The organism is Vibrio sp. 99-70-13A1 (assembly GCF_013114625.1).
Lineage (GTDB): Bacteria > Pseudomonadota > Gammaproteobacteria > Enterobacterales > Vibrionaceae > Vibrio.
The window spans coordinates 1-26,038 of the sequence record NZ_VTXD01000021.1; the positions used below are offsets into that span (position 1 = coordinate 1).

A 26,038-nucleotide genomic window follows, 5' to 3' on the forward strand; every position below is an offset into this window, starting at 1 on the left:
AAATTAAACACGCGCCCACGTAAAAGACTTGGGTATAGAACACCACTGGAGTATATTCATGCGCATCTGTAGAAAGTGTCGCACTTCAAACTTGATACTAAGTAAATTCAGTTACATAAGTCAAAGTTACCACGAAAAACCAAGCCTGTACGACCGAAGAAATAGCCAAATCCAAAGAACCCAACAGTGTTCACGAATTTGCAGAGCCAGCAATGTTACAGACCAAGCTTCAACAAGCGAAAAATGGTGATGACCAGCGACCAAAAATACTTTTGATTCTGGCAAACCGAACGAAAGAAACCATCAGCAAATGGGCAGTTTCGTTAACCTTGCCCTTTCCCCACTTTGAGCCTGCAAAACTAGCCACGAACCGACACTAAAACTGAATGAGGAAACTCACGAACCTTGACATGTTTTACGGCTAATTTGGCAATGAATCGGGACAGAAAGAGCTGATTTTGACGATGATGAAAACCGATTGCTAGAGAGAGCGAATAAACAGAATAATGCCTATTTTACCCGCTTTACATAACGCCGCATTAAGTGGTGAACAACGCGACCACTGACCTTAAATCTTGCCACATTTAGCACTAAAGCCGACCTAGACTGAAATCGCCAAGCGTTGAGAATCCGTCTTAAATGCTTTGTTATTTTTTAGCACAATCCATTGATTTACTTGGCAAAGAACTGCAATACAACCCTATATTTCTGAACCAAATCACAAGCTCGGACTCACTTGACCGCCAGATGCGCAAAACTAAAAACGAGTAAGCCCACTTCCCTGATAATGAGGCAACTCGCTCAAGCCTCAACAAGCGCCCTTTCTTGGCAAAAGCAGCGCAGAACAATGGAGATTTGCCGAGACTACTGCCAAGGTTATTGGCTAATTGGGAAATATGCCCAAAGCGACTTTAAGCCAGAGAAACAAGGCGACCAAACCAGCCGAAAACTTGAATGAAGCAACCCGCGAACCTTGGCATGTTTTACGGGTTAAGTGATTCAAGAATTGGGGCAGACAATAGCGAATTGCTGAGACTGCTCCCAACGAATGGCGAGAGGGGCAAAGAACGACTCAAAGGCATTTAAGCCATTGAAATCACATTAAAACATAACGCCGCATTAAGTGGTGAACAACGCGACCACCCAAGCCTAAACCTTGCCACATATAGCATTGAAGCCGACCTGAACTGAAATTGCCAAGCGTTGAGAATCCGTCTTAAATGCTTTGTTATGTTTTAGCACAATTCATTGATTTATTTGGCAAAGAACTGAGATGCTAACTTAGATTTCTGAAGTAAATCACAAGCTCGAACTCACTTAACCGGCAGATGCACCGAACACAAAACGAGTGAGCCCACTTCCCTGATAATGAGGCAACTCGATACGCTTTCAGCAAGTGCCCTTTCTTAGCAAAAGCAGCGGAAAACAATGGCGATTTACCGAGGCAACTGCCAAGGTTATTGGCTGATTGAGAAATACGCCCGAAGCGACTTTGAACCCGAGATACAAGACGACAAAACCACCCGAAAACTCGAATGAAGCAACCCACGAACTTTGGCATGTTTTACGGGCTGAGAGATTTAAGAACTGAGCGATAATGGTGATTTGCTGAGTCTACTCCCAACGAAAATCCAAAGGGGCAAAGAACGACTCAAAGGCATTTAAGCCATTGAAATTCCATTAAAACATAACGCCTTGTTAAGGTGTGAGGCACGCAAATCTATGCCTAAGTAGCCACCTTAATCACTAAAACCAACGCATAGTAAAAATGCCACGCGTGCCGAATCACTCTTGAACAATTTGTTAGATTGCCCGCGTGATGAAGCCAAAGTTTAGCACTAAGATGCTGAATTGGTTACGAAACTACTGGCTTTGAGCGCCAATGTAAAACTGAAAACTACGAAACTCAAACCCAACCAACAAAACAAACTTGGCTAAGAAGTGACATGCGCCAAACAACCACAGTTTGATGCATTTTATCTGACAAAGGATTCATTCGACCAACCTGACAACCAAGTGCGACCAAACTACTTTGAACGACTCATCCGCCACGAAAAAGAAGCAGCGCGAGCAAGACTAAGCAACCAAAATTACTGACGCGGAGAAATGAATAACGTTGAACTCAAAGAGCCGAAAAACACCCTACGCGCGATGAGATTTGGTTGCACAACTTTCGACAAGCGAACAGCTGTAAAGCACAAAGACATAAGACTAAGCTCTTTGAATATAAGCACTTTTCTATTAAAACAAACTAGCGCCCAATTAAGTAGCTGACAACGCAAACAATACACTTAAACTTACCACCAAAATCACTGAAGCTAAATCGACCTAAAAATGCCGAGCGTTGACAGTCTGCTTAAATTGCTTGTTATGTTCGAACTATTCGACTTCAAACTCATTTAACAGTTTCTCGACAAACTCGTCCAAGCTATCAGAAAATAGATTACATTCCATTTTATTATGGTCGGTAAAACCGACAGAAAATTTCGTGCTAGTGTGGCTAATTACGTAATAATCGCCAAAACCATTGTGACCAATAATAAAATAGTCTTCCGGCCACTTTTCTCCAAAATAACCACTGACTCTAACCTCTAGGTTTTCTGAGATTATTTCATCTGCATCGGTAAGAAAATGGAAGTCTTCTGCTTCAGTTCCAACTAAAGCTTCGGGGTAATTTAAAAGAGCCTGCTTGTAGCTTTTAGGAAGCACGATCCCCGTCTTTCTTTCAATTAAACTCAGTTCTTCTAACTTCATTATTTCTCCTAGAACATAACGCCCAATTAAGTTGCAGACCAACGCAAACCTGAACCCAAAGCAACGCACCGATTACACCCAAACCGTTTGGAACTGAAAATGCCACGCGTTGGCTGTCAGCTTGAATTGCTTGTTATATTTTACATCAATAGGTTGATTTGCTTGATAAAGAATTGCGATGTTAATTTAGTTTTCTAACTCAACTCACGCGCTGTAATTGAAAATGACGCCTAAGAACAGAAAATCACGTCGATGAAAAGAAAAACCAATATTCACCGTTAAAATAGGATAAAGAAGAAAACCGAAACCTTTTAATTTACTAACGATCACAAGGCTCACATTGACGCGACTTTAAGCCCATTACACTTTCAAACAACCCGACTCGAATCCAAAATGAAGCACCCACGAACATTGGCATGTTTTACGGCTGAAGAAAGCGAAAACCTTAAGACCTCGACATTTTACTGCTGAAAATAGCTGAAATTGACAGCCTGAGAAAGCGACAAGTCACCTACTTCACATTTGATTTTAAGACGCTGATTTCAAATAAAACATAACGCCCAATTAAGTAGCTGACAACGCTACCAAATACACTTAAACCTACCACCTAAATCACTGAAGATAAACCGAGTTGAAAATGCCAAGCGTTGACAGTCTGCTTAAATTGCTTGTTATATGACTTTACTCTGGTGGTAACGTAACTGAATCGAAGTATATTCCAGAAATCAAATAACTTTTCTTATCTTCTCTTATTTGAAAGATTATAGTCGCATCACCATGCTCAAAGGTTGTTCGTACATTGAATGTTAGTAACGTTTCACCTTCTTCATCAGATTTCATTGTAAAATCTTTTTTAACAAACTCTGGCGGCTCAAAACTTTGCATTTCTCCTAGTTTGGATAGATAAGCTAAGATATTTTGACCTTCAACTGATTTAAATTCCTCAATAACTTCTGGTATGAACAATTCTTTATATTGCTCAGTATCCCAAGTAGCAATCGTTGGCATGCTCTCTATAATAAAAGGGGTCCCTTTATCCGCTTGACCCTCCAGGTTAAACTCTACAAGAGCAGTTAGCGCGAATATTCCAACCACACCCAAAGCTACAATTAACCCAATAGCTTTCATTATTTTTTCCATGTACAACCTACATTTATTTACCACTAGATTCAGCAACAAGTATAAGTAAGACTTATCGCTGCGAGCCTTTTATTAAACTACCAAATAAAAGGGTCGAAATTATAAGTTTCATAAATGAATATTAATGTGAGTTAATTCAATATTTTGTACTTAGTTGATGAGTCGATATAACGCCCAATTAAGTAGCTGACAACGCTACCAATACACCCAAATTTACCACCGAAATCACTGAAGCTGAACCGAACTAAAAATGCCAAGCGTTGACAGTCTTCTTAAATTGCTTGTTATGATTGTGGTCGGGGAATCGTATATTCGTAAAAAGACACACCACTTCCATTTATTGGTTGCTCTATAAAGCCTAACTTTTTAAGTAAGTTAGCTGAAGCAACATTAGATGTTTCAACGCCACCAACAAGCTTTAACCAAGGCCCAGTATTAACTACTTCTTCGATAAAGCTTTTCAGTAGCTCACTCGCCAGCCCTTTACCCCAATATTTTTCATTGAGTAAGTAACCTATGTGCGCGTCACTTTCGTTCTCCACATAGGCGAACAGAAAACCGATTAACTCTTGTGCCTCAGATTTCACTTGAAGTAATCGACTCTCCGACAACATTCGGTCGAGCCAAACTCGTGCCAATTCACAGGAAATAATACCATGAAAATATGGAGGCAAGTTTTCAACAACTAATGGCGTTAGAATACTAGGAATCTCTTCGATCAGAACTGAGCGCTCAGTTAACGAAAGATCACCTGAGATTTCAGCAACTCTCAGCCTCTGAGTTTCAAACGATATTGTCATAAAATCTGCCTATTTCGATAAAAATCATAACGCCGTGTTAAGCAGTGAGCAACGCCCACCCAACTCAAGACAACATACCATAATCACCACACTAAAACTTGATACCAAAACCCGCAAGCGTTGGGAATCTGTCTTGAACACTTTGTTAGTTTGCCAACGCGATGAAGCCAAAGTTTAGCGCCAAGGTGCTGAGCTAGATAGAAAACTACTGGCTTTGAACGCAGAGATAAAACTGGAAACTACAGAACTCAAATCCAAACAGCAAGAGCACTTGGCTAAGAAGACTTTCGCTGAACTTAACCACCACGAGTACCGAATTTCAAAGCTGAACGGGTATATTTCAAAACCAAAGAAACAGCGCCAAAGAACCTGGAGAAAAGAACCTTACTAACACGAAAGAAATGAATAACACGGCAGCCAATTAACCAAAAAACTGACTACGTGCGATGTGAGTTTCGATGATAAGTATTTGGGAACTCACAGGTGAATAGAAAGAGCGAAGCACTAAGCTTTTAGACCCATAATGCTTTTCTACCCCTTGCAAACTAACGCCGTGTTAAGCAGTGAGCAACGCCCACTAAACTCAAGACAGCACACCATAATCACTACTCTAAAACTTGATACCTAAAGTCGCAAGCGTTGGGAATCTGTCTTGAACACTTTGTTAGTTTGCCACCGTGATGAAGCCAAAGTTTAGCGCCAAGGTGCTGAACTAGATGCAAAACTACTGGCTTTGAACGCAGAGATAAAACAGGAAACTACAGAACTAAAACCCAAACAGCAAAACGCTCTTGGCTAAGAAGACTTTCGCTGAACCTGACAATCACAAATACCAAACTTCAATATTCACACTGAAAACAAAACACCAAAGAAATAGCGCTAAAGAACTTGATGAAAAGAGCCTTACTGACGCGAAAGAAATGAATAACACCGCAGCCAATTAACCGAAAAACTGGCTACGTGTGATGAGAATTTCGATGACAAGTATTTGGGAACTGACAGGTGAACAGTAAAGACCCAGAACTGAGCTTTTAGACTAAAAACGCTTTTCTACCCTTTGCAAACTAACGCCCAATTAACTTGCGCAGCAACGCAATACGGTGGTTCTGCATTACACCGTAACCACTAAATCTGATTAGAAGTAAAAATGCCACGCGTTGCAAGTCAGGTTGAATTGCTTGTTATGTTTATGACTACTTACGAAAAGTAACCTTCATACCGTTCCGGTTTTGCTCCATCGACTTAATCTTACGACTAACATATTTTGGCAATAGTTCTTTATTACCGAGATAATATGACTTGCCCTTTTGAGTAAGAGCGCCAATAGCAACAAGTTCATCAAAATCAATAGGCTTCGCTAACTCTTCTGACAACGCTAAATATTCTTTCCTATCCACAACGTACTCCTTATAAAACCGATTATTCCAAAGAAAAGAAGGTTATTAAAACTTCCAAAATTGACAAGTCATTAAAACATAATCCAATGATAACAAAGCGAACATGCCAAATCGTAAACATAACGCCCAATTAAGGGGTGAACAACGCTACCCCCCCCCACACCTAAAGCATTGTGCCATAAACACTAAATTTGAAGTAGAAGCAAAAGTGCCAAGCGTTGTGAATCCCTCTTAAATTGCTTGTTATGTTCAGTTTAGGGCAATGAACTTATGTTCCGGTAATATCTCTTTGCATGCATCTCGTAAACTTTGAAATATGACCTTTAGCCCCTTTTCTGTTTCTAAAACATTTGTTTCCATTACTGCTACAGACTGGTATGCAGCCTTAAATATTGGGGGTGGTAGCGTATCTTCATACTCACCAATCGTTGCTTTACGATCAAGTAAACCCAATTCAAACATCTTAGGCTGCAAGATATTTAAGTAGTGCTCATTTCGTATTTTAAAAGATTCAATTGTTTGAATATAACCATCTTGTTCATTATTAATTTCTAGTAACAACTGAGGTTTAGAGGTTAATATTAAAGCAATTTCATTTATATCAACAATGGCATTGTCGTTAAAGTTTTTCTCAGCATTCATCGAGAAAGCTTTATCATGTATCGTAGTGTACTTAGACAACTTTTTCTTCATGTTGCCGATAGTATTCAACTGCATAGTGATGTTTAATAAGGCTTTGTTCAAAATAGCTGCATTTTGCGCTTTCTCTTTTAACTCAATTCTTTCATTTTTAATACCCTCAAGCCGATTGTTAAACTTGAAGGCAAGAGTTGCACCAAAGCCAGCACTACCAGCGACAGTTAGAGCCCGTATAATGTGTTCATAATATATAGGCACTACGCCTTGCTCGATCGCAATACCGGATAAATACCATGCATTTATGAGCAACAATGCAAATAAAACACCCAAAAATTCGGGTAAATAGTTTTTCAAATTCACCTCCTGAACATAACGCCGCATTAAGGTGTGACGCACGCTTGGCTATACTTGAGCGAAGCGAAAATGCCAAGCGTAAGGAATCACTCTTAAATGCTTTGTTATATTCGTAGCCTATTGATTAAAAAGCTGTTCTACCGTTTTCATTGGTAAGAACATACGAATACGCCCATTATGTTCACACAATACTTCAAAGCCGAACTTCGTATAGAACGCTTGAGCAGAATCAGTCAGGCAGTCCACAACAATTGCGTATGCTCTCATGTGATGGTTCACTTCCCACAAGTACTTCAGTGCACGAATTAGACTAACCTTTCCCAGTCCAGAGCCATGAAACTCTTTGTGCACAGCTAATTGAGCCAAAAGAAAAACAGGAATTGGATATCTAGGAAGTTTCTTTGCTAATTGTGCCGGTAATGTTTCTCGGCTGATTGAACTCGGTGCAACACTATAAAATGCGCAAATAGCGAATTTTTGATTTAATAATGGATGAGCACTAGGTAAAACCATCGTTCGGCTAATGCCCGCTTGCATGTGCTTTGCAGCTTGAGTTTTAATAAATGTGTTTAGCTCTTGCTCGCCACAGTCAAATAAGTTGCGGTCATGCTTTGATTTACTAAGTTCTACGAACTCTTTACCCCAACTCACTTAATACCACTCTCATCTGTAAATTTGGCAGCTTCAAGCAAAGCTTGATTCGGTGCTTTTGCTCTATTACACGCAGCCATAAACTCATCAAAGACACTGTCTTTGACCATAATACTTTCATGCTCCTCAATAACATGAGTTGCATCTTCGTCCATAAGTCTCACAACATATTCAGTGAGACTTTTTAAACCAAGTAAAGCCGATGCTTTTTCGGCTTTTGCCTTGATCTCTTCATCAAGGCGGATATCTAAACGTGCAGTTGCCATAACCCCTCCTGCGTACGGATACATTCCGTAACCTGAAAGATTATAGTGCAAATTTAAAGCACATTCAAATTGTACGGGAACTTTACGGAACGAAAGAGAATATAACGCCGCATTAAGTGGTGAGCAACGCCTGCCACCCGACCTAAACCATTGTGCCGTAAACACTAAAGTCGAATCAAACCGAAAGTGCCAAGCGTTGGGAATCCGTCTTAAATGCTTTGTTATGCAACAATCCCACAATGTCATCATAACCTAGATGATACTCAATGTTAGGCTCAGAGATTATTCCTTTAATCTTTTCTACCAAACAATCTATTGTGTTTTCATGTTCATTATTTATTTCGATAATGCGTTCCCAACACCTACTTCTAAGTTCATTATATTGATGATGCTCATTTTGCCTGGTATTTGCATTGGGATATTCAAACGCTCTTAGAAGCCGAATAAGCTCGTCAAATTTATTTTTATCACTTACAGCACCATGTTGAAATATTTCATCAGGTTTTTTTACGTCGGTAGTTGATTGAAACGCTGTTCCTGCCAGTAATATCGTAATTCTGTCATATAAATAATCAAGTACATCTCCCAGTGCCGTAAAAGCTGGTTCGAAGTCGATTTTTGCAGAACCTTCATAATCAAAACTACTTTCATATGGCACTATAAGAATTTTAATGCCATCAACTTTGTATCCCAGAACTTTGGCTACGAACCAATGTCCAACCTCATGCCTAACAACACTTTCCTTAGCTTCTTCAAAAGTCAAATATTACTCCTTGTTGCATAACGCCCTGCTAAGGGGTGAGCAACGCAATACCAAAGCCTCCGCACACCACCTTAATCACTTAAACAAACGCATAGTAAAAATGCCACGCGTTGCGAATCCCTCTTAAGCAGTTTGTTAAGTGCAATTTTCCACCAATTTATCCGCAACTCTCTTTAACGAAATAACCAATTTCTCGAGATCGTAAACTGTTCTTGTGATCCGAGCACCTGCTGAAATTTGATTTATTGAATCACCTTGATCTTGAGAAAAAGATGAGATTCCCAGATCAGACAAATCTTTCGATGAAACTTTCCCCAAACGATGCTGAAGTATATTACGAATCTGTATATTTTCGTTGATTAGGTGCTCATCAGCTTGTAAACCTGACAAGTCGGCAGCTAATGTACGTTTTATTTGTTTTAATTTCTCTTTTGCTTGCAGGAAGTCAAAATCTCTAACACAGGAACCAATAATACTATTGTAAAGATCATTATCTTTTAGAGTTAGGTCCAATTTCACCTTAGAGGGTGGAATGGCATAGCTACCACTATTGAAATAATTTTCCTCAAGTGCTTTTTGATAGAGATCAGCAAGAAAATCAAACCAGTGTTGAATGATTTCAGTTAAATATAACTCAAGAACAACATTTGGTTTATCATCAACTTTTCTCTGAATATCGATATGTTTAGGCGCATATGAAACGGTTCTTTGAGGATTACTAGGATGACCCACCCCAAACATGGCTCTGGCATTTAGATTTACCCCAATTTGTTCTGCATGCTTCATCTGCCCAAATCTGATAAGTGTGTGAAACCCCAGAGCTTCTGTTATAGAAGTTTCAATTTTATCTACAAAGTTCGTTTTGATATTTCTCATGCTCATTCCTTGCTAAATAAATGCACTTAACGCCTTGCTAAGGTGTGAGCAACGCAATGCCCAAGCCTCTGCAGACCACCTTAAACACAAAAGCCGACGCATGGTAAAAATGCCACGCGTTGCGAATCACTCTTAAGCAATTTGTTATGTTTGTAGCTGAAACGTCACGATAAAGCTTGAATAACTGAAGCGATAGCCGCCACTGCTGCAAAAAACAACATTCCCAATTGTATATTCATTGAACGTTGTGTCTGTTTTAGCTTCAAGGATTCTTGTGCTTGGCTCTCTAGTTTGAGTTTTTCATTCTCTTCTTGCTCGATCCAACCTTTCACTAAATACCAGTTTTTAGATCCGGGTCTGCCATGCTTTTGCTGAAACCATTGAGTTTTAACTTTATCTAAACCGCGATTTTCTAGAGCCATAAAATAAGCGTCGTTACTAGCCATGACATATTCCTTATGATGTGTACGACACTTTTATATCAACAATCCAAAATCCGCTAAAGCTATAATTTCCGTAAAAAACATAACGCCTTGTTAAGTAGCAGCTAACTACCACTATAACCAAACAAAGCCACCATAATCACTGTACTCAACCAAAACAAAATCGCCAAGCGTTAGCTGTCTGCTTGAACAATTTGTTATGTTTTTTACGACCAACTTTTGTTGTCTGATGATACGAAGCTATTAAATAGTATTTCGTATTTCCAACCATCACCAGCAACTACAGTGCAATCTGAAGAATGGACACGAGCATGAAGTACCGCAATAGGGTCTTCAATTTTAGGAAGGGTCAGGTGACTGTGAATCCGCACCCTTGCCCCAGCCAATTCAGGATAGTCCTCATAATATTCCGACTCCATGAACGACGCTGCTCTACGCATTTCTGATAAATCACCGTTACCCGAAAACTTTAGCAAGTCAAACCAATAGGGAATAACCATCAGCAAAGCTAATAATTCTGACAGGTTATTTGCGACTTTGCCCGCTTGTCCTTCAGAGGAAACAAATAGTATCGGTCGTTTTTCTAGATCTAAATTTCCATATGCGAGAAAAACACCACCTGCTCCTTCGCCAGCCAAAGCAGTGAAAGGTAAATTAGGATCTAGTTTTATCCAAGAAAAGTCGTCATTAGCTTGACCCAATTCAAAGTCAAATGACTCACCTAAATCATCAGCTATATCCGCTGACTGAAGCTCCGAATATTTAATCATCGGTTAAACTATCTCCAAAAACATAACGCCGCATTAAGGTGTGAGCAGCGCTTGGCTATACTTGAGCGAAGCGAAACTGCCAAGCGTTGCGAATCACTCTTAAATGCTTTGTTAGCCGTACATTGCCCAACGGAAGTACGGACGCTGACCATCCATACGCTCGACTTCTGCACCTAACTTTTTGTAGAACTCGTGTGCTCTGGTGTTATAAGGGCTAGCAGTCCATGAAATATGAGAAGTTAACGACTCTTCAGCAATCATTTTCAAAGCATGCATAAGTTCAGCACCGTACCCCTTTGATCGACTCTTACCAACAACTAGAAGGTCATCAAGCCAAATAGACGGCTCACCACGAAAGGAGGAATAACGATAATGAAATAAGGCGAACCCCTGAGCTTCGCCATCGACCTCCAATAACAAAGCGTGAGCAAACGGATAATCACCAAATAAGGTTCGTTCAATCTTCTGTTTAGTCGTAGAGATTTCGCCGTCGAACCCTTTCATACTTCGGTCAAACTCTGCTTTGTATCCAATAAGTTCTAACAACTTACCGGAGTCTTGCTTGCTCGCTTTCCTTACGTTCACTTTGTTCTCCATAACTAAAATTTGTGCCTGTCGGCTAACGCCGCATTAAGGTGTGAGCAACGCCTGCCACCTATCCTAAACCATTGCACCGTAAACACCAAAACTGACTTGAACTGAAAATGCCGAGCGTTGGGAATCCGTCTTAAACGCTTTGTTAGTTTGCTTACATGATGCAGCCAAAGTTTAGTGCCAAGGTGCTGAATTGGTTACAAAACTACTGGCTTTAAACACCAATGTAAAACTGAAAACTACGGAACTCAAACCTAGCCAACAAAGCACACTTGGCTAAGAAGCGACATGCGATAAACAACCACAGTTTGAAACGTTTTAGCTGACAAAGGATTCATTCGACCAACATGACAGCCAAGTGCGACAAAGCCACTATTTTACGGATAAACCACCAAGAAAAAGAAGCCGCGCGCGATGAGATTTGGTTGCACAACTTTCGGAAAACGAGCAGGTGTAAAGCAAAGAAACCAGACTTGGCTCTTTGACTATAAACGCTTTTTTATTTTTGCAAACTAACGCTTATTAGACGACAAATTGTCGTCTTTCATCTTTCGACAATGCCATCACTTTTATATTAACTCAAATTATAATCAATAAGTTATGACACATGATGGGAAGTTAGGCTGCAAGATGTCGCCTAATGACAAGAATGAACAGTTATCAACTCAATCGAATAAGTTTTAGTAGGGTAAACGCACTCCCTCTCAATTGTGTAGAGTATTTAATTTAAATGTTTTTGGGGCAGAAGTGATTTACGAAGCTACCTGTTTCGCAATTATGCAAGACCCTCTTGCATAATTGGTTACTAGAGTTTGTCCAACAACCTGTTGGACAATTGGGAAACAGCTTGTTTCACAAATAAATCTCATGATGGTTTCTTGCGCTCTAAACACGTCTTGGGGCAACAGCTTGTCAGAATAGTATCTAATTGAAACCCTAATAAATAGGGTTCCTTTCAACTAACAATCAGTGCCTTCTGAAAGCAATAATGCATCTTCTAATTCAACACCAATATAGCGAATCGTGTTATCTACCTTTGTATATCCCAGTAAAAGCTGTACCGCTCGAATATTTTTCGTTTTTGCATAGACCAATGTAGCTTTGGTTCGCCTCATTGAGTGAGTGCCATACAGGTTAGAATCCAACCCAAGATCTGACGCCCACTTTCTGACTAGGTATCTATAGTAAGAATAGCTAATTGGTTGCTGCTTTCGTCTTTGGCTTGGAAAAAGAAAATCGCTGGCGTCTAGCGAAGAAATCAAAATCCATTTCATTAGACTTCGTTGAGTTCTTGTCGTTATTTCAAATTGAACTTCAATGTCTGTTTTTCGCTGAATATGCTTAACACGACTAAATATCCTATCTTGCGAAGATACATCGCAAACTTAGAGCGAGAGCAAGTCACTCGCTCTAAGTTTGCTATCAATAGCTAAGTTAAGTAGCGCAAGCTGCATCAAACTATTTTCAATCTCTAGTCTGGTTCCGATCTACCATATTTCCTCAAGCCGAAAAGGCTTTTTGACACCACTTCGTTTCGTTTTGCTTAATACCACCATGATGACCTCCTTCTTATTTGGTCATCACGATTGTAGTTGTAAGAAAGTAAACATAAATCGTAGAGAGTCATTACGTAATTTAGCAAAATACGAATGACTTTCAGTATGGAAAACTTATTTACCCCAGTGTCTAAAATTTAATATGTAGATCCATCAGACCTCATTCAATATGACGTTCTTAACTTAGTTTCAAATTCTGTGATAAGCCTCAGTAGGAATTGGGCAGCTAGGGAGCTTTGGTAAAAACGTTTAGGTTCAATCTTGAAATTTGGACAGCAAAAACGAGTCTGTAGCAATAAAGCTCCTCATCATAAAATTCGTTAACCCAAATAAGTTTATATCTACATGAACTAAAACAAGAAAAAAGATTTTTTTTGTTCTATCTTTAAATTGAACACCTTGTACATACTTAGAATGAACGCTTTACTCAAATACAACGTTTGGCAGGGAAAATGAAAGCAGTCAAAAAAGATCTCATGGGCAATTTCAAATATTCGGAAATGCCTTTTTCATGGAACACAAACACCGACCAATTTCAAATTGATTTAGCGGAATTGACTGATAGCATTAATTCTAAGGTCGCTATCAATAGTATTGATGACTTTTGGAAGCTTTTTTCTAAAAGAGATCAAAAGCTCGTCATGGAACATTTTCGGCGAGCTGCAGAAGGTGATACGCCCGAACCAATCAAGGCATGTATTGCTACACACAATAACAGTATTGTTTTATGTCTCGTTTCAGCTAAAAGAATAACTGGGCACCTTATTTTGGGTGTTGTTATTCCTCTTTTTATTATACCGATCTCGGAAGACATTTCTTCGTTTTTCTACCAAATTTTTGAAAACAAAAGCCACGGTATAGTCATCACCGACGAACAGACACGAATTATCGCGTGCAATACCTACTTTGAGAACTCGTCCGGGTACAAAATAGATGAGTTGTTAGGACAAAAAACGTCCACATTCAATGCGAGGAAACATGGCGATGTTTTCTTTAAAGAGATGTGGAATAAACTTACCAAAGACGGTTATTGGAATGGTCTCATTCTTAGCAAAGGTAAAACGGGGACAGTAAAACCGCAAGAGCTGAAAATTCAACGTTTAGAGTCTATCAGAGGTGGTTTTTATTACCTTGGAATAACTCAGGACTTATCAAACAAGTTGTATCGAGTAGCGGGTATAGAACATGGTGGTATAGAGCTATTAACACAGTTACCTGGTGAAGATGAGTTTTTCTTAAAAGTGAAAGATACAGCAATCGCTCTAAATGATAATCAAGGTCTAGTGGTGATTTCATTTATTCCTTGTTTTGATAAAGAGTTCGAATTCGAGAGTAAAAAGCAACTTGCAAGTGCTTTGGCCTACTATGAAAAAGATTGTTCCGCAGGCTTTATTAAAAAAAACGTGTTTTCAATCGCCATTGTATACGAACGCAACCAAGACAAACCCCATTCGCTCTCCATATTTGATGCCATAAAAGTACGTTTTAAGACTCTTAGGCAACGAGTTGACCCTGCGATATACACAGCTATCACCGAGTGTACCATTGGTTGCTCTGTACTTGGGTTAGATGCAAACAATGAAACCAAACTTCTTTCACACTCACTACAAGCAATGTATGAAAAGCATACTTCAGGAAGCAGAAATATCTGTTTTTTCAACAGCGCCTTACATGAAAAAATCAAACGCCGTGAAATCCTAGAAGATATTGTTAATCAGTCAGTCTTGAACAAGGAGATGGAGGTTTTCTTCCAGCCCATTGTCAATACATCAAACTGGAAGGTAACCAAGTTAGAAGCTTTGTGTAGATTTCGGGATTGCAACGGTAATTTGTTAAACACCCAAGAGATGATAAAAGTCGCTGAGGACATGAAGTTAGTTTCTGATTTGGATTTAGCTATCGCAGATATGGCTATAAGCTCCCGTAATGAGCTCGTTGAGCTTTATGGTACAGATGTAGAGTTGACTATCAACATTTCACTAAACTCAGACAAGCCAATGAAAGCGCTTTTCCGTGATTTATTTAATCTATTTAAAAAGCATATCCAACACCTGCCTTATATCACCGTTGAGTTAACTGAATCTGCGTATTTTGACAGCGAGCAGAAGGACTGCAACTTACTGTTTGATTTGAGAAAAAAGGGACTAAAAGTTGCCATTGATGACTTTGGTACCGGATATTCTTCTTTTTCCTACTTAAGGGGGGGTAACTTTGACTTACTTAAAATTGACAAAGAGTTTGTGTCAGACCTTACCGTTGGCTCTCATAATTATTACATCGTAAGAATGATCACACAGCTTGCTCATACATTGAACGTGGAAGTGGTTGCAGAAGGCGTTGAAACGCTTCAAGAGGTTAAGATTCTTAACAATCTGAAAGTAAACTATATGCAGGGTTACTACTTTGAACGACCTCAACCTATCAATAAGCTTTCGTGTAAAACCGTGAATGTCGATGGTATTAACGCTCTCGAAGAGCCCAATACCGAGGAGGCAGAGCTGATGTCTTACCCACCAATATTAACTCCCCAGCATACTCTGCGTGAAATTAAGGAGCTCTTAGACACAACTCAGTTCACTGCATTTCCAGTCGTTATAGACAGGAGGTGTGTAGGAGTGATTACTAAAGAGCAGTTTAACTTGCATGCAACTCCGGCAATGGGAACAGACAGAGAAACGACGCATGAGTATCAATCTATGTTTAAAGTGGCTAGTGCGATGATGAACTCAACAATCACAAGAGTGCACGAAACCATCCATGGCGAGGAGATACATGAAAAGATACGCAATAAAAATCCGTTCCCATGGGTAGTGATTAACGACTCAGACGAATACGTCGCTATTATTGATATTTATAACATCGTTCATTTTCTGAATGCCAATCAGTAATACTCAATCTTGGTATGCTTCTTTATTTAACTCAGTAACCAATCCTGAAGCTATGAGAATGGGCTGACTAGACTTTTTCCGACAGAGGCGATGACGTTAACTCGGTTTCCAAAATAGCTCAGATCACTCATAATAAGCCCGCGCCTCTCTTCAACAGGACATTTTAAAATGGGGTTAACAGTCTAGGGGCATCTTCCGCCCTTATGTTTAAAAACTCATGTCCTGACGTAAATGATGAACTTGATACTCCTATTTTCTACAGTCATATACGGCAATTTAATGTGCTACTGACCGCATAAATCCCCCGTGGAGCTATCGTTAATTTCTCTACACCTTTCACAAACATCTCTTGTCGTCATTAATATTTTACAGATAGAAAGATTGATATCCATTGCCTCGATAATGTAAACACAAATAAATCATTATTTGTTGAAAACCCATCCACTCCGTTTTATCACCTACATGCGCATTGGATCGCCATCAATATGTTTGACACATTAGTAGAGTTTGGGCCGATTGTTAGATATTAACTTAACAAACTGGAACCTGCTGACTTGGTTTAGGGCAAATTAAAGTCTGGTTAAGACTTCAAGTTTGCACTTTAGATAAATACGTTCTAAAACTCATCTAATCTCAACATTCAAAGCAGATATATCAGACAATTTGTTATGAAGAATACCTTTAGCAGCCATAAAGCCGAAAGTGTAAGGATTCACTGCCCGCCCTTCCCGATCGTTTACACAAAGCATAAGGGACCAGTTAAATAGGCTAGTGAGCATTACCCTGATAGATGACATGGGACAGTGCTCCTACATACTCAATCTGTAACGATCTACTCTTCTTTCTTCCCACTTCGATAACTTGGTGCCGTGATACCAACCCAACCTTTGAAAGCACGGTTAAAGTTACTCAAATCACTATAACCAAGTTGCCAACTGATCTCTTGCACTGAAAGATCTGTTTCTTCGAGCAACTGTTTGGCTTTCTCTTTTCGAACCTGTTCTTTGGCTTTTTTAAAAAGGATGTTTCTACTCTTCAGATTTCGTTGCAGCGTTCGTTTTGTCATGCCCAACATGGTTGCAAACCACTCAATGTTGAACCAAGGCAAAATCGCGTAGGTCTGGATCAACGTTTCGACTGACTGGTACCAATCTAATTCGCTCTCTTGTTCGATTATGGCTCGATAGTTATCAGGCAGTGGAATCGCTATCGCACCATATTGTTGTTCAAACTGAATATCAGAATTAAAAAAGTGCTTAGGTATCTTACGAGCACTGTTGTTCGATGAGACAAGTTTACCGTGTGATGGTTGCCAACTTTCGTCTATAAACTTACGGCATAAGGTAATCACAGTAAGAGATCTAAACCATTCTGCTTGTTCAAAACCCGATGTAGATGGGTGATAGCAACTGCGATGACACAGCCACCACAAGCCCTCTTTTTTCTCTGTCCAGATAGTGACGTGGTTGTTCAAACTAGGCATTTCAGCGATCAAACAACGAATGGCTTGCGCCAACGATGTGCATTTCTCTATTTCATTGTGCAGCTGTGGTGACAGTTGTTCCAGAGAGGTTTTTCGCCCAACTTCAATCCCTATTGAATAACCAAACTGACGCTCAAGTCGATGAATAAAGAGAACTAAATCTTGGGTAGGAAGCCAATGATTAGATGGTGTCAATTCAATTGGTAAACCGCACTCGATGGCGACGCTGCGCCAGTCAAGTGCTCTCTTATCGCAATACGCAATGTATGGGGCAATATTACTGGTAGAACTCAACAGTATGTTAGTTATGTTCGATGAGGCTTTCATTGTTGTTAGCGTTTACCTACAAATGTCACCAAATGACCTAATTAAGTATAGCGTAACTCCATATACTTCTTCCAACCCAAACAGGAGAAGAATATGAAACTTACACCCATTGCTCTATTTATTTCATCACTTGCCATTTCATCGTGTGTTATTGCGTCAGAGCCCGTTGCAGAAAATCCAGTAGAAGCCGCGCTTAAAATTGAAGGCGCACTGGTTACGTTACCAGTGCAAGATGCTCATCAATCTTTTACTCCTGACTTCGTTGATTCAGCTCGCGAAAAATTCAATAACTTCCATTGGCAAATGGGTGGTGACCACAGTCTTTACTACAACATGCACATGAGCGAGTTCCTACCGACGGCTCTGGCTGCGCCAAATGCTGAATACAAACCACTAGTAAAAAATATAGATTCACGCCTTGCTCAATTAACGGTAAACACCGAAACCAAAGGTGAGCTGACGATGGATCAGTATCTCGCGGATGAGCAGTTCCGAACTCAAGGTTTTATGTTAATTCACAAAGGTGAGATCGTTTATCAGGCATATCCAGGCATGAGCCCAACCGACACCCATGTTTGGGCATCAACCGCTAAAACGACGGTAGGTGCGGTAGTCGCAATGTTGGTAGAAGAGGGAAAAGTCGATCCTGAGAAAGACATTTCTCACTACGTTCCAGAACTGAAAGGGACTAACTGGGAAGGCATCACTGTTCATCAGATTCTCAACATGTCGACTGCACTAGACAACGAAGAAACCCTCGAATCGATATTGAATCCTGATTCTGACGTAGTCCGTTTCTTTGCCGCATCATTCAACTCACCAAGAGCGAAAACCGGTGAAATGGAAACATGGATGACTGTTGCGAAAGGCGCACAAAAGATAGAGGGCGAGAACGCAGGCGATCATTTCCGCTATGCCTCAATCAACACCATGGTTTTGACCCAACTAGTCGAAAACATTGAAAACAAGACTTGGACCGAAGTCTTTGAAGATCGCGTTTGGTCTAAAGTACATGCTCGTCAGCCTATACAGTTCAATCTAACGCCCGATGGAATGGCCATTGCGGTCGGTTTGGTTTCGACGACCTTAGAAGATATGGCTCGCTGGGGAACGCTATTTACACCGAGTTGGAAAGCCGTGGCTGATGAGCCTGTGATTTCACAAGCGGTGATTGACCGTATTCATAGTGGTGGTAACCCGAAAGCCTTCGCAGGCACCAGTAAAGAGAGTGGTTCAGTGCACGCCTTTAACGAAAAGGCCGACTACAACGCTTATCAATTCGACTATGTCTTCAATGACGGTGCGATGTCGAAAAGTGGCAACCTTGGCCAGTTTATCTACATCGACCCAGAGCGTGATTTTGTCGGTGTGATGTTCTCGGCCAACCCATATCATTCTGGCTTTGGCGAAAACAAAGGTCCTGCTCTCATGCGTTCAGCCGCCAAGTTACTCGCAGAGTAAATAATCTTCCTTTAAATCATTTATGGACACTTTAGCTTCAAGGAGGAAGCAAACTAATTTCGAGAATACAATGAAAAAACTTGCTCTAATTATCCCACTGAGTCTTGGGGTTTGCTTACACGCTTATTCGGCTGAAACGAACACTGAAAATAGAATTATCGATCCTGCTGATGTGACCCAGGTATACACGCAATCGGCGTTGATGTTAAGTGGCAGTTCCAATGTTCAATTTCAGGGACAAATGTCAGGAGGCATGGACAATGGTCAGCAGTTTGCATTGCTCGCTGAGGCGACTTTTGTGAACGACAGTGACGCAACACAACGTGACCCTAATAAATTCGGTTCGGATTACAGTAACTCACGAATCCAATACTTCCACGTGTTTGAACCGGGGTTAGAAGCCACTCCAAAGATTGGCGTGTCATTGGACTATATTAATACTCGCACCAACATTAAGAATGATTTGCTGTCGGTAGGTGGCGTTGTGGCGATTAATCCTGCGTATACCGGTGGTTTTTTGGTTTTTCCAAGAGCAGGTTTAATGGCGGGTAGTATGGAGATCCCAGGTATTACTTCATCTAAAGATGACCTAACGGGTTATTCACTTGGGCTCATTACTGCGAAACACTTAGGTGATAGTGGAGCCTATGTATCCTTTGTTCCTGAATGGCAAGATCTCTCTGGTGATGAAATCAATATGCAAAACTTCTCTTTGAAGACATCTTTAAATGTACCGATGAACAGTGCGCGAACTTGGTGGTTGAATACTCGCTATGACATCACAAAAGGGGATATTGATGTCAATGGAGCATCAGTAGCGAACGATTGGCAAACTGAAGCTTGGGTAGGCGTTAGGTACTATTTCTAGTCTTTCTTACGTTGACTAGTGTGCTTAGTTGTCTAGTTACTGGCACACATAGAATTCCCATCTGATATAAACACAGCCAGTCGTAATGACTGGCATTATTAATTCTAGTTTTCGTTAAATCCACTTCTGGGCGCTAAGCGCTACTTCTTAGCAACATTATCAAGTTTCACCAGATGTTGATAACCGAAGTGTAGTAGATGAGTAAATTTGGTCACATAATTAGATTTCTATGCATGAGGAAAAGTAAGTCAAATGACGCTTTGGTGACGCGTGTGTTGGATCAGTCGAAACACACTTTGGGGCATTTTCGAGCTATAAAATGCCAAATGTTAAAATTCAGATTGTGACATTTTTGGACAATTGTGAGCTACGAACGAGCGGACAAGCTGAACTTTCACATAACTTCTAGTATCGCAATTATGCAGCAGTCTAAATTAACTCATTCATTACATGTTGATATTACGAAACCTTTAAAAGGATAGAAGTAACTAACCGATTAGGTAGGGCAACATTGTTGCTTGGCTTCATTACCCACATAGCTTCATGGATCAATATTACGCATTTGATCATGCTTAATCGATAAATCTTCTTGCAAAAAATCCAACAAGTATCGATGTAACTTAGGCTGATATTGTCTTGAGGGATACAGCGCCCATATGCCAACAGAGTTCACATGACAGTCTGTTAGCAGAATAGTGAGAGCTCCAGCTTGTGCTTCATTGTCAATAAAAGGCAGAGGTAAACACGCTATACCTTTGCCATTAATCGCTGCATTAAGAAGTATGGAACTATCATTTACAGAGTAGTTACTTGTGACCGTCACATTAATAGGCTGAGCAGATTTAGAACCGGCTTTAGGAACAAACAGCCAATCATGGCCTATTCGTTTGTGGATCAAGCAATTGTGATCGAGTAAATCTTCGGGAGATAAAGGAGCGCCATGTTCTGCTAGATATTGAGGAGAAGCGCAAACCACCGATGGGCAATCAGCCAATTTCTTTCCAATTAAAGATTCGGGTAGGTCGTTACTTAATTCAATTGCCATATCAATTCCATGTTTAATCAAATCCAGTGAATGATTCGACAACGTGAGATCGACTACAATTTCTGGGTACTTAAGCATGAATCTCTCAATAGCTTGAGCAAGATAAAGCTGACCAAATGAAATGCTCGTTACCAGGGATATTCGACCTTTGGGCTGAGATTGTTGCTCTTGAGCAAGGCTATATAACCGGTCATTTTGCTTCAAAATATTTTGGCAAAAAGGTAATAACTCTCGACCTACATTTGTAATCCCTAGGCTTCTTGTTGAACGATATAATAAACGGACACCTAGTGATTTTTCTAACGCAGCGATGTGGCGAGTCGCCATGGAGCGTGATATTCCTAGCTCTTCAGAGGCCGCAGTTAGGCTACCTAATTCCACAATAGAAACAAATACTTCCATCGATATGATTCTATCCATACACCCTCAATAGTTCGATTTATGCAATAATCTATTGACGTATAGCATATATATCAACTTCAAACTAGGATTTATACTGACCTTATATTCCAATACCGAGCCGAATAAAATGAAAAAAACAATGATGCTAGTCGCATGCCTTAGTACAGGTTTAATTCAAAGTAATACACTATTTGCCCAGATTCAAAATCCTGAAAGCTCAACTTTGGTAATCATTGAGTCTGGTAAACTTATGGGAAGCAACCATGATGGCGTGGCCACATTTTATGACGTCCCATATGCGCAAAACCCTTTTACGGCAGATCGCCGATTTCAAGCACCGCAAGCATACGAAACTTGGAACGGATTATTAGATGCAACAAAAGCAGGTCAACCTGTCCCACAGCCTAGCCGAGATAAAAACACCACCTTGGTGGGGGCTCCCGATGATCTAACTCTGAACATATGGACACCTATGAGTGCCATTGCTACCAACAACAAGGCATCAAACAAAAAACTGCCAGTCATTGTATGGATCCCTGGAGGCGCATTCATCCGAGAAGATGCAGCAGAGTTAGCCTACGACGGAACAAGCTTTGCTCAGAATGACGTGATTGTTGTAACGATCAATTATCGTGTAGGCGTTGATGGTTTTATGCACCTAGAGGGCGCACCTGATAATCGCGGCATTCTTGATCAGATCATGGCTCTTGAGTGGGTACAAAAGAACATCGAAGATTTTGGTGGAGACCCTAGCCAAGTTACTGTTGCAGGTCAATCTGCTGGGGCAGAAAGTGTTGCCATTTTATTGGGTACCGAAAAAGCAGAAGGCCTATTCCAGAAAGCCATTATGCAAAGTCCTCCAATGGCATTTTTAACTCAGAAAGAAGCTCAGAAAATCACACAAAGCTATACCAAAAAACTGAATATTCCAGCCACCGTTGAAGGCTTATCGACGGTTCCATTTCCTGAATTAGTTAAGAACGTTATTGATATGGGTTATACCATACAAGATCGTGGCAAATGGGGAATGCTATCGTGGGGAGGCACCGCATTTTTGCCCGTTGTTGATGGGGATATCATTATCGAGTCTCCAATGAAAGATCTCACCAAAGCTTCACCTTCTATTCCAGTCATCGTTGGTAGTACAGATCAAGAGTCACGACTGTACATGGTGCCAAGTGGTGCCGTTAACAATACGACCGAAGAAACGAAGTCACTATTATTATCTGACTTGTCATTGGAGGGTTGGCCTGCGGATGTGTATTCAACAGAAGACAATGGAAAATCCATTGGAGACACTTTTGCCGATATCAAATCTGATTTTACCTTTAGAATGCCAGCACTGCACATTGCTCAACAGTTAACTAAAAACGACAACAATGTTTGGCATTATAATTTTTCTTGGATGTCACCTGCGTTTGATGATCAATTAGGAGCCGCACACTTTGTTGACGTACCGTTTGTGTTTAATACCACTGACAATGAACAAGCAAAAAGACTTGTCGGCTCACAACCTCCAGTTGAACTTATTAATACCATGCACAAGCAATGGCTAAGATTCATCAAGACAAGCAAAGCTGATTGGTCTCCATACAACTTATCGGAACGACCAACAATGCAATTTGATGTTAAATCGAAACAGATCAATGACCCTAATAGCTCGGTTCGAAAATTGTGGGAAGATTTTGAATTCTAAGTGAAACGATTCAAATATTGGATTATGGTTGTTGGCATAATTCAGATTAGAAAAACTAGGTCATCACGTGGCTTGGTTTTTCTGTTGATAGATTTAACTAAAAGATAACGGGGCATTTTCGAGGTAGAAAATGCCACGCATTAGAATTCAGATTGTGACGTTTTTGGACAATTTCGTGTTATATGAAATGCTAATTTAGCATTTATCGGATAACTTGAGGTATAGCAAATCCTCTAATGTAGCGGCCCAATTCACTTGGCCACTACAAAAATGCTTCAAGGCAATACAAACCACTCGTAAAGTGGTTTGTAAATTGTAACAACTTAATCATCTAGTCCTTTAATTGGGCTCATTGCGTGATAAACAGTTTTTACACAATCAGTAATGGACAGCGCGTTCAAGTCATCGATGAAGAAACGACTGGTCATTGTATGTTTACCGCCATTGATAAAGATTTCGATCACCGATTTATCGACATAAACTTCGATAGTTTGCTCAACACTTAACCTCGGCGCTTTTCTCACACAGCCAAACTCTTCCGCGTAAAGTTGAGACATCTGACTGCGATCAAGCATGAACTCCGTTTCTGTAGCACTGAACACGATATTCTCGCCCGCAGCATTTGCAAGCGTTAACTCAAACTCGTCCGTTTCCGTTTCAAGCTGAACCATGAAGCTGGTTGTACCCAGTTCAAGAACGCTCTCAACCGTAACAGCTTCGCCTTGCAGCGCTTTCAATTCAGGTAGAGCCAACTGCACCAGATAGCCATCTTGGATGTGAAGCTCGCGTGGTAGCGACAACATGCCCGCCCACTGATGCTCATTAGATGGTGTATCAACCTCAGGCAGACCAATCCAAGCAATCAGAATGCGGCGACCTTTATCATCTAAGTAAGTCTGTGGTGCATAGAAATCGAAGCCATAATCTGGCTGCGCAATATCTTGATGGTTTTCCAGTTCTACCGAATCTAGATTTAGGCTGTCACCGACAATATAAGCCACCGAGTAAATGTTTTTGAAATCGTATGGGTTTTCGCTAGACACACCTTGTGGAGAAAACAACATCACCGACTGATTGTCTATTTCAAAGAAATCTGGGCATTCCCACATATAGCCAAGATCGTTGTAACGAGTTTGAATTGGACCTTTGTGCTGCCAACTCATCAGGTCTCGGCTGCGATATAGCGCCATTGAGCCAGTCTCTTGAGGCGTTTGAGCACCCACAACCATCAGATAATCGTCGCCCTGTTTCCACACTTTTGGGTCGCGGAAATGTTCGGTGTAGTGATCGTTTTCGATAACCACGCCGTGCTTTTCTATTTTGCCGTCGGCAGACATCTTGGCAAAACATTGAGTTGGCACTCGCAACCAATTTTCATCACGCTTGTTACCTGTAAAAAACAACAATGCATTGTCGTTTTCAACCAATGCACCACCAGAGTAAACACCGTGAGAGTCGTAATCTTGGTCTGGGTGTAACCCAATGCCGCGGTCTTGGAAATGAACGAAGTCTTTGGTAGAAAGGTGGTACCAGTACTTCATACCATGGACTGGGCCAACTGGCGTCCATTGGTAAAATAGGTGGTGCTCACCATTAAAGAAACACAGACCATTCGGGTCATTAAGCAGACCAAACTTAGGCGCAATATGGTAGCTCGGATATCCAGCGTCTTTTTTACGAAGTTTTATCATCGCATCAATGCTGTCTTGTGAAATCTCTTCTATACGACGATATCTTTGCTCTACTGTCCAGTTCGAGTTCAAACTCATACACTCTCCTCTACGGCATTCGTATTTGAAGAGTCTTTTTGAATAAACTGAGTTAGAGCCTCTTGCGTTGGAAGTGCAGTCATCGCACCTTTTTGCGTAGTTGCCAATGCACCACAGCCATTTGCCCAATGGATTGCAGAATCAACGACTTGTTGATTATTCCACTCTTCATGTTGAGAAAGCTTTGCAAGTAAGCCGCCAACAAAAGCATCGCCTGCGCCTGTAGTATCCACTGGCGTCACTGAGCGACCTGAAATCAACACACCTTGGTTTTCAAATACTCGCCAAACCCCTTTCGCGCCCTGCGTAACCAAAACAAGCGTGTTGTTAAGATCTGCAATGTTAGCCAAACCTTGTTCCACCGAAGTTGAATCGGTTAGGAAATCCAGTTCTTCTTCTGAGAATTTAACCACATCAGCCAATTCAACCGCTTTCATGACCACAGACTTAATTTCAGATGGGTTTTGCCACACTTCATCACGAAGGTTTGGATCGAAGCTGATGTAACCGCCCGCGGCTTTCATACGTCGGATTGCTTCAAAAGTGCTGCTTCGGCTTGGTTCATTAGCCAAAGAGATTGAGCAGACGTGTAGCCACTCGTTTTTCTTACATTCGGGAATGTCTTCAACAGACATAAACTGGTCGGCACTTGGCTTAACCATAAACGTAAAACTGCGCTCGCCTTGGTCATCAAGATCAACCACCACGGTTGATGTGCGTTGTTCAGGGTCCTTCACCAAACGCTCGGTATTCACACCTTCCTTTTGCAGAGTCACTTCCATAAAAGTGCCAAATGGATCGTTACCCACTCGGCCAAAAAATGCGCTTTTGCCTAAAAGGCGAGAAATCGCTACCGCGACATTGGCAGGCGCACCGCCCGGACATTTCAATAATGTCGCGTCAGTCTCCGGAATGAGGTCGACGACGGCGTCTCCAGTTACCCAAACTTGATTCATCTTTCTTACCTTAAAACTGAAAATCATGACAACCGAAAGCGATGGCAATCGAAAGCAGTAGCAACCAAAAGCAAGGTGACACTTCACGCTGTCATGTAAAAATATAAAAAGGCTAGCTAAGCCAAATCACCTAGCTAGCA

22 protein-coding genes and 1 pseudogene are annotated in these 26,038 nt (G+C 40.8%); 6 read left to right on the forward strand and 17 right to left on the reverse strand.

From position 1 onward, the window contains the following. Window positions 1–212 precede the first annotated feature (212 nt). On the forward strand, window positions 213–380 hold the full coding sequence (locus tag F0226_RS13500) for a hypothetical protein (RefSeq protein WP_171736133.1): 168 nt from the start codon (window positions 213–215) through the stop codon (window positions 378–380). A gap of 1,999 nt (window positions 381–2,379) precedes the next feature. On the opposite strand, the gene F0226_RS13505 is transcribed toward F0226_RS13500, so the two are convergent. From F0226_RS13505 to F0226_RS13515, 3 genes are all read right to left on the reverse strand, one after another. Then, window positions 2,380–2,754 carry an SMI1/KNR4 family protein gene (locus tag F0226_RS13505; protein WP_137375617.1) on the reverse strand — a complete coding sequence of 125 codons (375 nt, stop codon included), beginning with the start codon at window positions 2,752–2,754 and terminating at the stop codon, window positions 2,380–2,382. Between the two features lie 681 nt (window positions 2,755–3,435). Then, window positions 3,436–3,882, reverse strand: coding sequence for a hypothetical protein (locus F0226_RS13510; protein WP_171736134.1), 447 nt, complete (start codon window positions 3,880–3,882; stop codon window positions 3,436–3,438). Window positions 3,883–4,178: 296 nt separating this feature from the next. Beyond that, window positions 4,179–4,694, reverse strand: a complete 516-nt coding sequence (locus F0226_RS13515; protein ID WP_171736135.1) for a GNAT family N-acetyltransferase — start codon at window positions 4,692–4,694, stop codon at window positions 4,179–4,181. A gap of 791 nt (window positions 4,695–5,485) precedes the next feature. Between F0226_RS13515 and F0226_RS13520 the strand changes: the two genes are divergently transcribed. Then, window positions 5,486–5,638: a hypothetical protein gene (locus tag F0226_RS13520; RefSeq protein WP_253820828.1), complete on the forward strand. Its 153-nt coding sequence runs from the start codon at window positions 5,486–5,488 to the stop codon at window positions 5,636–5,638. 249 nt (window positions 5,639–5,887) lie between these two features. Here F0226_RS13520 and F0226_RS13525 read toward each other — a convergent pair whose 3' ends face one another. From F0226_RS13525 to F0226_RS13575, 10 genes and pseudogenes are all read right to left on the reverse strand, one after another. Continuing rightward, window positions 5,888–6,091: a hypothetical protein gene (locus F0226_RS13525; protein ID WP_171736136.1), complete on the reverse strand. Its 204-nt coding sequence runs from the start codon at window positions 6,089–6,091 to the stop codon at window positions 5,888–5,890. Window positions 6,092–6,340: 249 nt separating this feature from the next. Then, window positions 6,341–7,084: a hypothetical protein gene (locus tag F0226_RS13530; RefSeq protein WP_171736137.1), complete on the reverse strand. Its 744-nt coding sequence runs from the start codon at window positions 7,082–7,084 to the stop codon at window positions 6,341–6,343. A gap of 117 nt (window positions 7,085–7,201) precedes the next feature. Next, window positions 7,202–7,735 (reverse strand): GNAT family N-acetyltransferase, encoded by a 534-nt coding sequence (locus F0226_RS13535; RefSeq protein WP_171736138.1) that lies wholly within the window; start codon window positions 7,733–7,735, stop codon window positions 7,202–7,204. Next, complete coding sequence (locus F0226_RS13540) at window positions 7,732–8,001, reverse strand: DUF1778 domain-containing protein (protein WP_136996068.1); 270 nt, start codon at window positions 7,999–8,001, stop codon at window positions 7,732–7,734. The genes F0226_RS13535 and F0226_RS13540 overlap by 4 nt, the downstream gene beginning before the upstream one ends. Before the next feature lie 175 nt (window positions 8,002–8,176). Then, window positions 8,177–8,764: a hypothetical protein gene (locus tag F0226_RS13545; protein ID WP_171736140.1), complete on the reverse strand. Its 588-nt coding sequence runs from the start codon at window positions 8,762–8,764 to the stop codon at window positions 8,177–8,179. A gap of 135 nt (window positions 8,765–8,899) precedes the next feature. Next, window positions 8,900–9,640 carry a hypothetical protein gene (locus tag F0226_RS13550; protein WP_171736141.1) on the reverse strand — a complete coding sequence of 247 codons (741 nt, stop codon included), beginning with the start codon at window positions 9,638–9,640 and terminating at the stop codon, window positions 8,900–8,902. Window positions 9,641–9,804: 164 nt separating this feature from the next. Next, the gene (locus tag F0226_RS13560) at window positions 9,805–10,086 is read right to left on the reverse strand and encodes a hypothetical protein (protein ID WP_171736143.1); all 282 of its coding nucleotides are present in this window, start codon (window positions 10,084–10,086) and stop codon (window positions 9,805–9,807) included. Between the two features lie 203 nt (window positions 10,087–10,289). After that, window positions 10,290–10,853 (reverse strand): hypothetical protein, encoded by a 564-nt coding sequence (locus F0226_RS13565; RefSeq protein ID WP_171736144.1) that lies wholly within the window; start codon window positions 10,851–10,853, stop codon window positions 10,290–10,292. A 111-nt stretch (window positions 10,854–10,964) separates the two neighbouring features. After that, the gene (locus F0226_RS13570) at window positions 10,965–11,450 is read right to left on the reverse strand and encodes a GNAT family N-acetyltransferase (RefSeq protein WP_171736145.1); all 486 of its coding nucleotides are present in this window, start codon (window positions 11,448–11,450) and stop codon (window positions 10,965–10,967) included. Between the two features lie 956 nt (window positions 11,451–12,406). Then, window positions 12,407–13,003: pseudogene (locus tag F0226_RS13575) on the reverse strand (tyrosine-type recombinase/integrase). 452 nt (window positions 13,004–13,455) lie between these two features. Here F0226_RS13575 and F0226_RS13580 point away from each other — a divergent pair. Then, window positions 13,456–15,891: an EAL domain-containing protein gene (locus F0226_RS13580; protein ID WP_171736146.1), complete on the forward strand. Its 2,436-nt coding sequence runs from the start codon at window positions 13,456–13,458 to the stop codon at window positions 15,889–15,891. A gap of 832 nt (window positions 15,892–16,723) precedes the next feature. Here the strand turns inward: F0226_RS13580 and F0226_RS13585 are convergent. After that, window positions 16,724–17,701, reverse strand: a complete 978-nt coding sequence (locus F0226_RS13585; RefSeq protein WP_171736147.1) for an AraC family transcriptional regulator — start codon at window positions 17,699–17,701, stop codon at window positions 16,724–16,726. 93 nt (window positions 17,702–17,794) lie between these two features. On the opposite strand from F0226_RS13585, the gene F0226_RS13590 reads away from it, so the two are divergent. Then, window positions 17,795–19,162: a serine hydrolase domain-containing protein gene (locus F0226_RS13590; RefSeq protein ID WP_171736148.1), complete on the forward strand. Its 1,368-nt coding sequence runs from the start codon at window positions 17,795–17,797 to the stop codon at window positions 19,160–19,162. A 70-nt stretch (window positions 19,163–19,232) separates the two neighbouring features. Next, on the forward strand, window positions 19,233–20,030 hold the full coding sequence (locus tag F0226_RS13595; RefSeq protein WP_171736149.1) for a hypothetical protein: 798 nt from the start codon (window positions 19,233–19,235) through the stop codon (window positions 20,028–20,030). 541 nt (window positions 20,031–20,571) lie between these two features. On the opposite strand, the gene F0226_RS13600 is transcribed toward F0226_RS13595, so the two are convergent. Beyond that, the gene (locus F0226_RS13600) at window positions 20,572–21,495 is read right to left on the reverse strand and encodes a LysR family transcriptional regulator (protein ID WP_171736150.1); all 924 of its coding nucleotides are present in this window, start codon (window positions 21,493–21,495) and stop codon (window positions 20,572–20,574) included. A gap of 121 nt (window positions 21,496–21,616) precedes the next feature. Here F0226_RS13600 and F0226_RS13605 point away from each other — a divergent pair, with 121 nt between their 5' ends. Continuing rightward, the gene (locus F0226_RS13605; protein WP_171736236.1) at window positions 21,617–23,173 is read left to right on the forward strand and encodes a carboxylesterase family protein; all 1,557 of its coding nucleotides are present in this window, start codon (window positions 21,617–21,619) and stop codon (window positions 23,171–23,173) included. Window positions 23,174–23,496: 323 nt separating this feature from the next. Here the strand turns inward: F0226_RS13605 and F0226_RS13610 are convergent, their stop codons facing one another. Together F0226_RS13610 and F0226_RS13615 are read right to left on the reverse strand one after the other, a co-directional pair. Further along, the gene (locus F0226_RS13610; protein WP_171736151.1) at window positions 23,497–24,942 is read right to left on the reverse strand and encodes a sucrose-6-phosphate hydrolase; all 1,446 of its coding nucleotides are present in this window, start codon (window positions 24,940–24,942) and stop codon (window positions 23,497–23,499) included. After that, a complete protein-coding gene (locus F0226_RS13615) occupies window positions 24,939–25,898 on the reverse strand; it encodes an aminoimidazole riboside kinase (protein ID WP_171736152.1) in 960 nt (319 codons plus the stop codon). Before F0226_RS13615 ends, F0226_RS13610 begins: the two co-directional genes overlap by 4 nt. Between the last annotated feature and the right edge of the window lie 140 nt (window positions 25,899–26,038).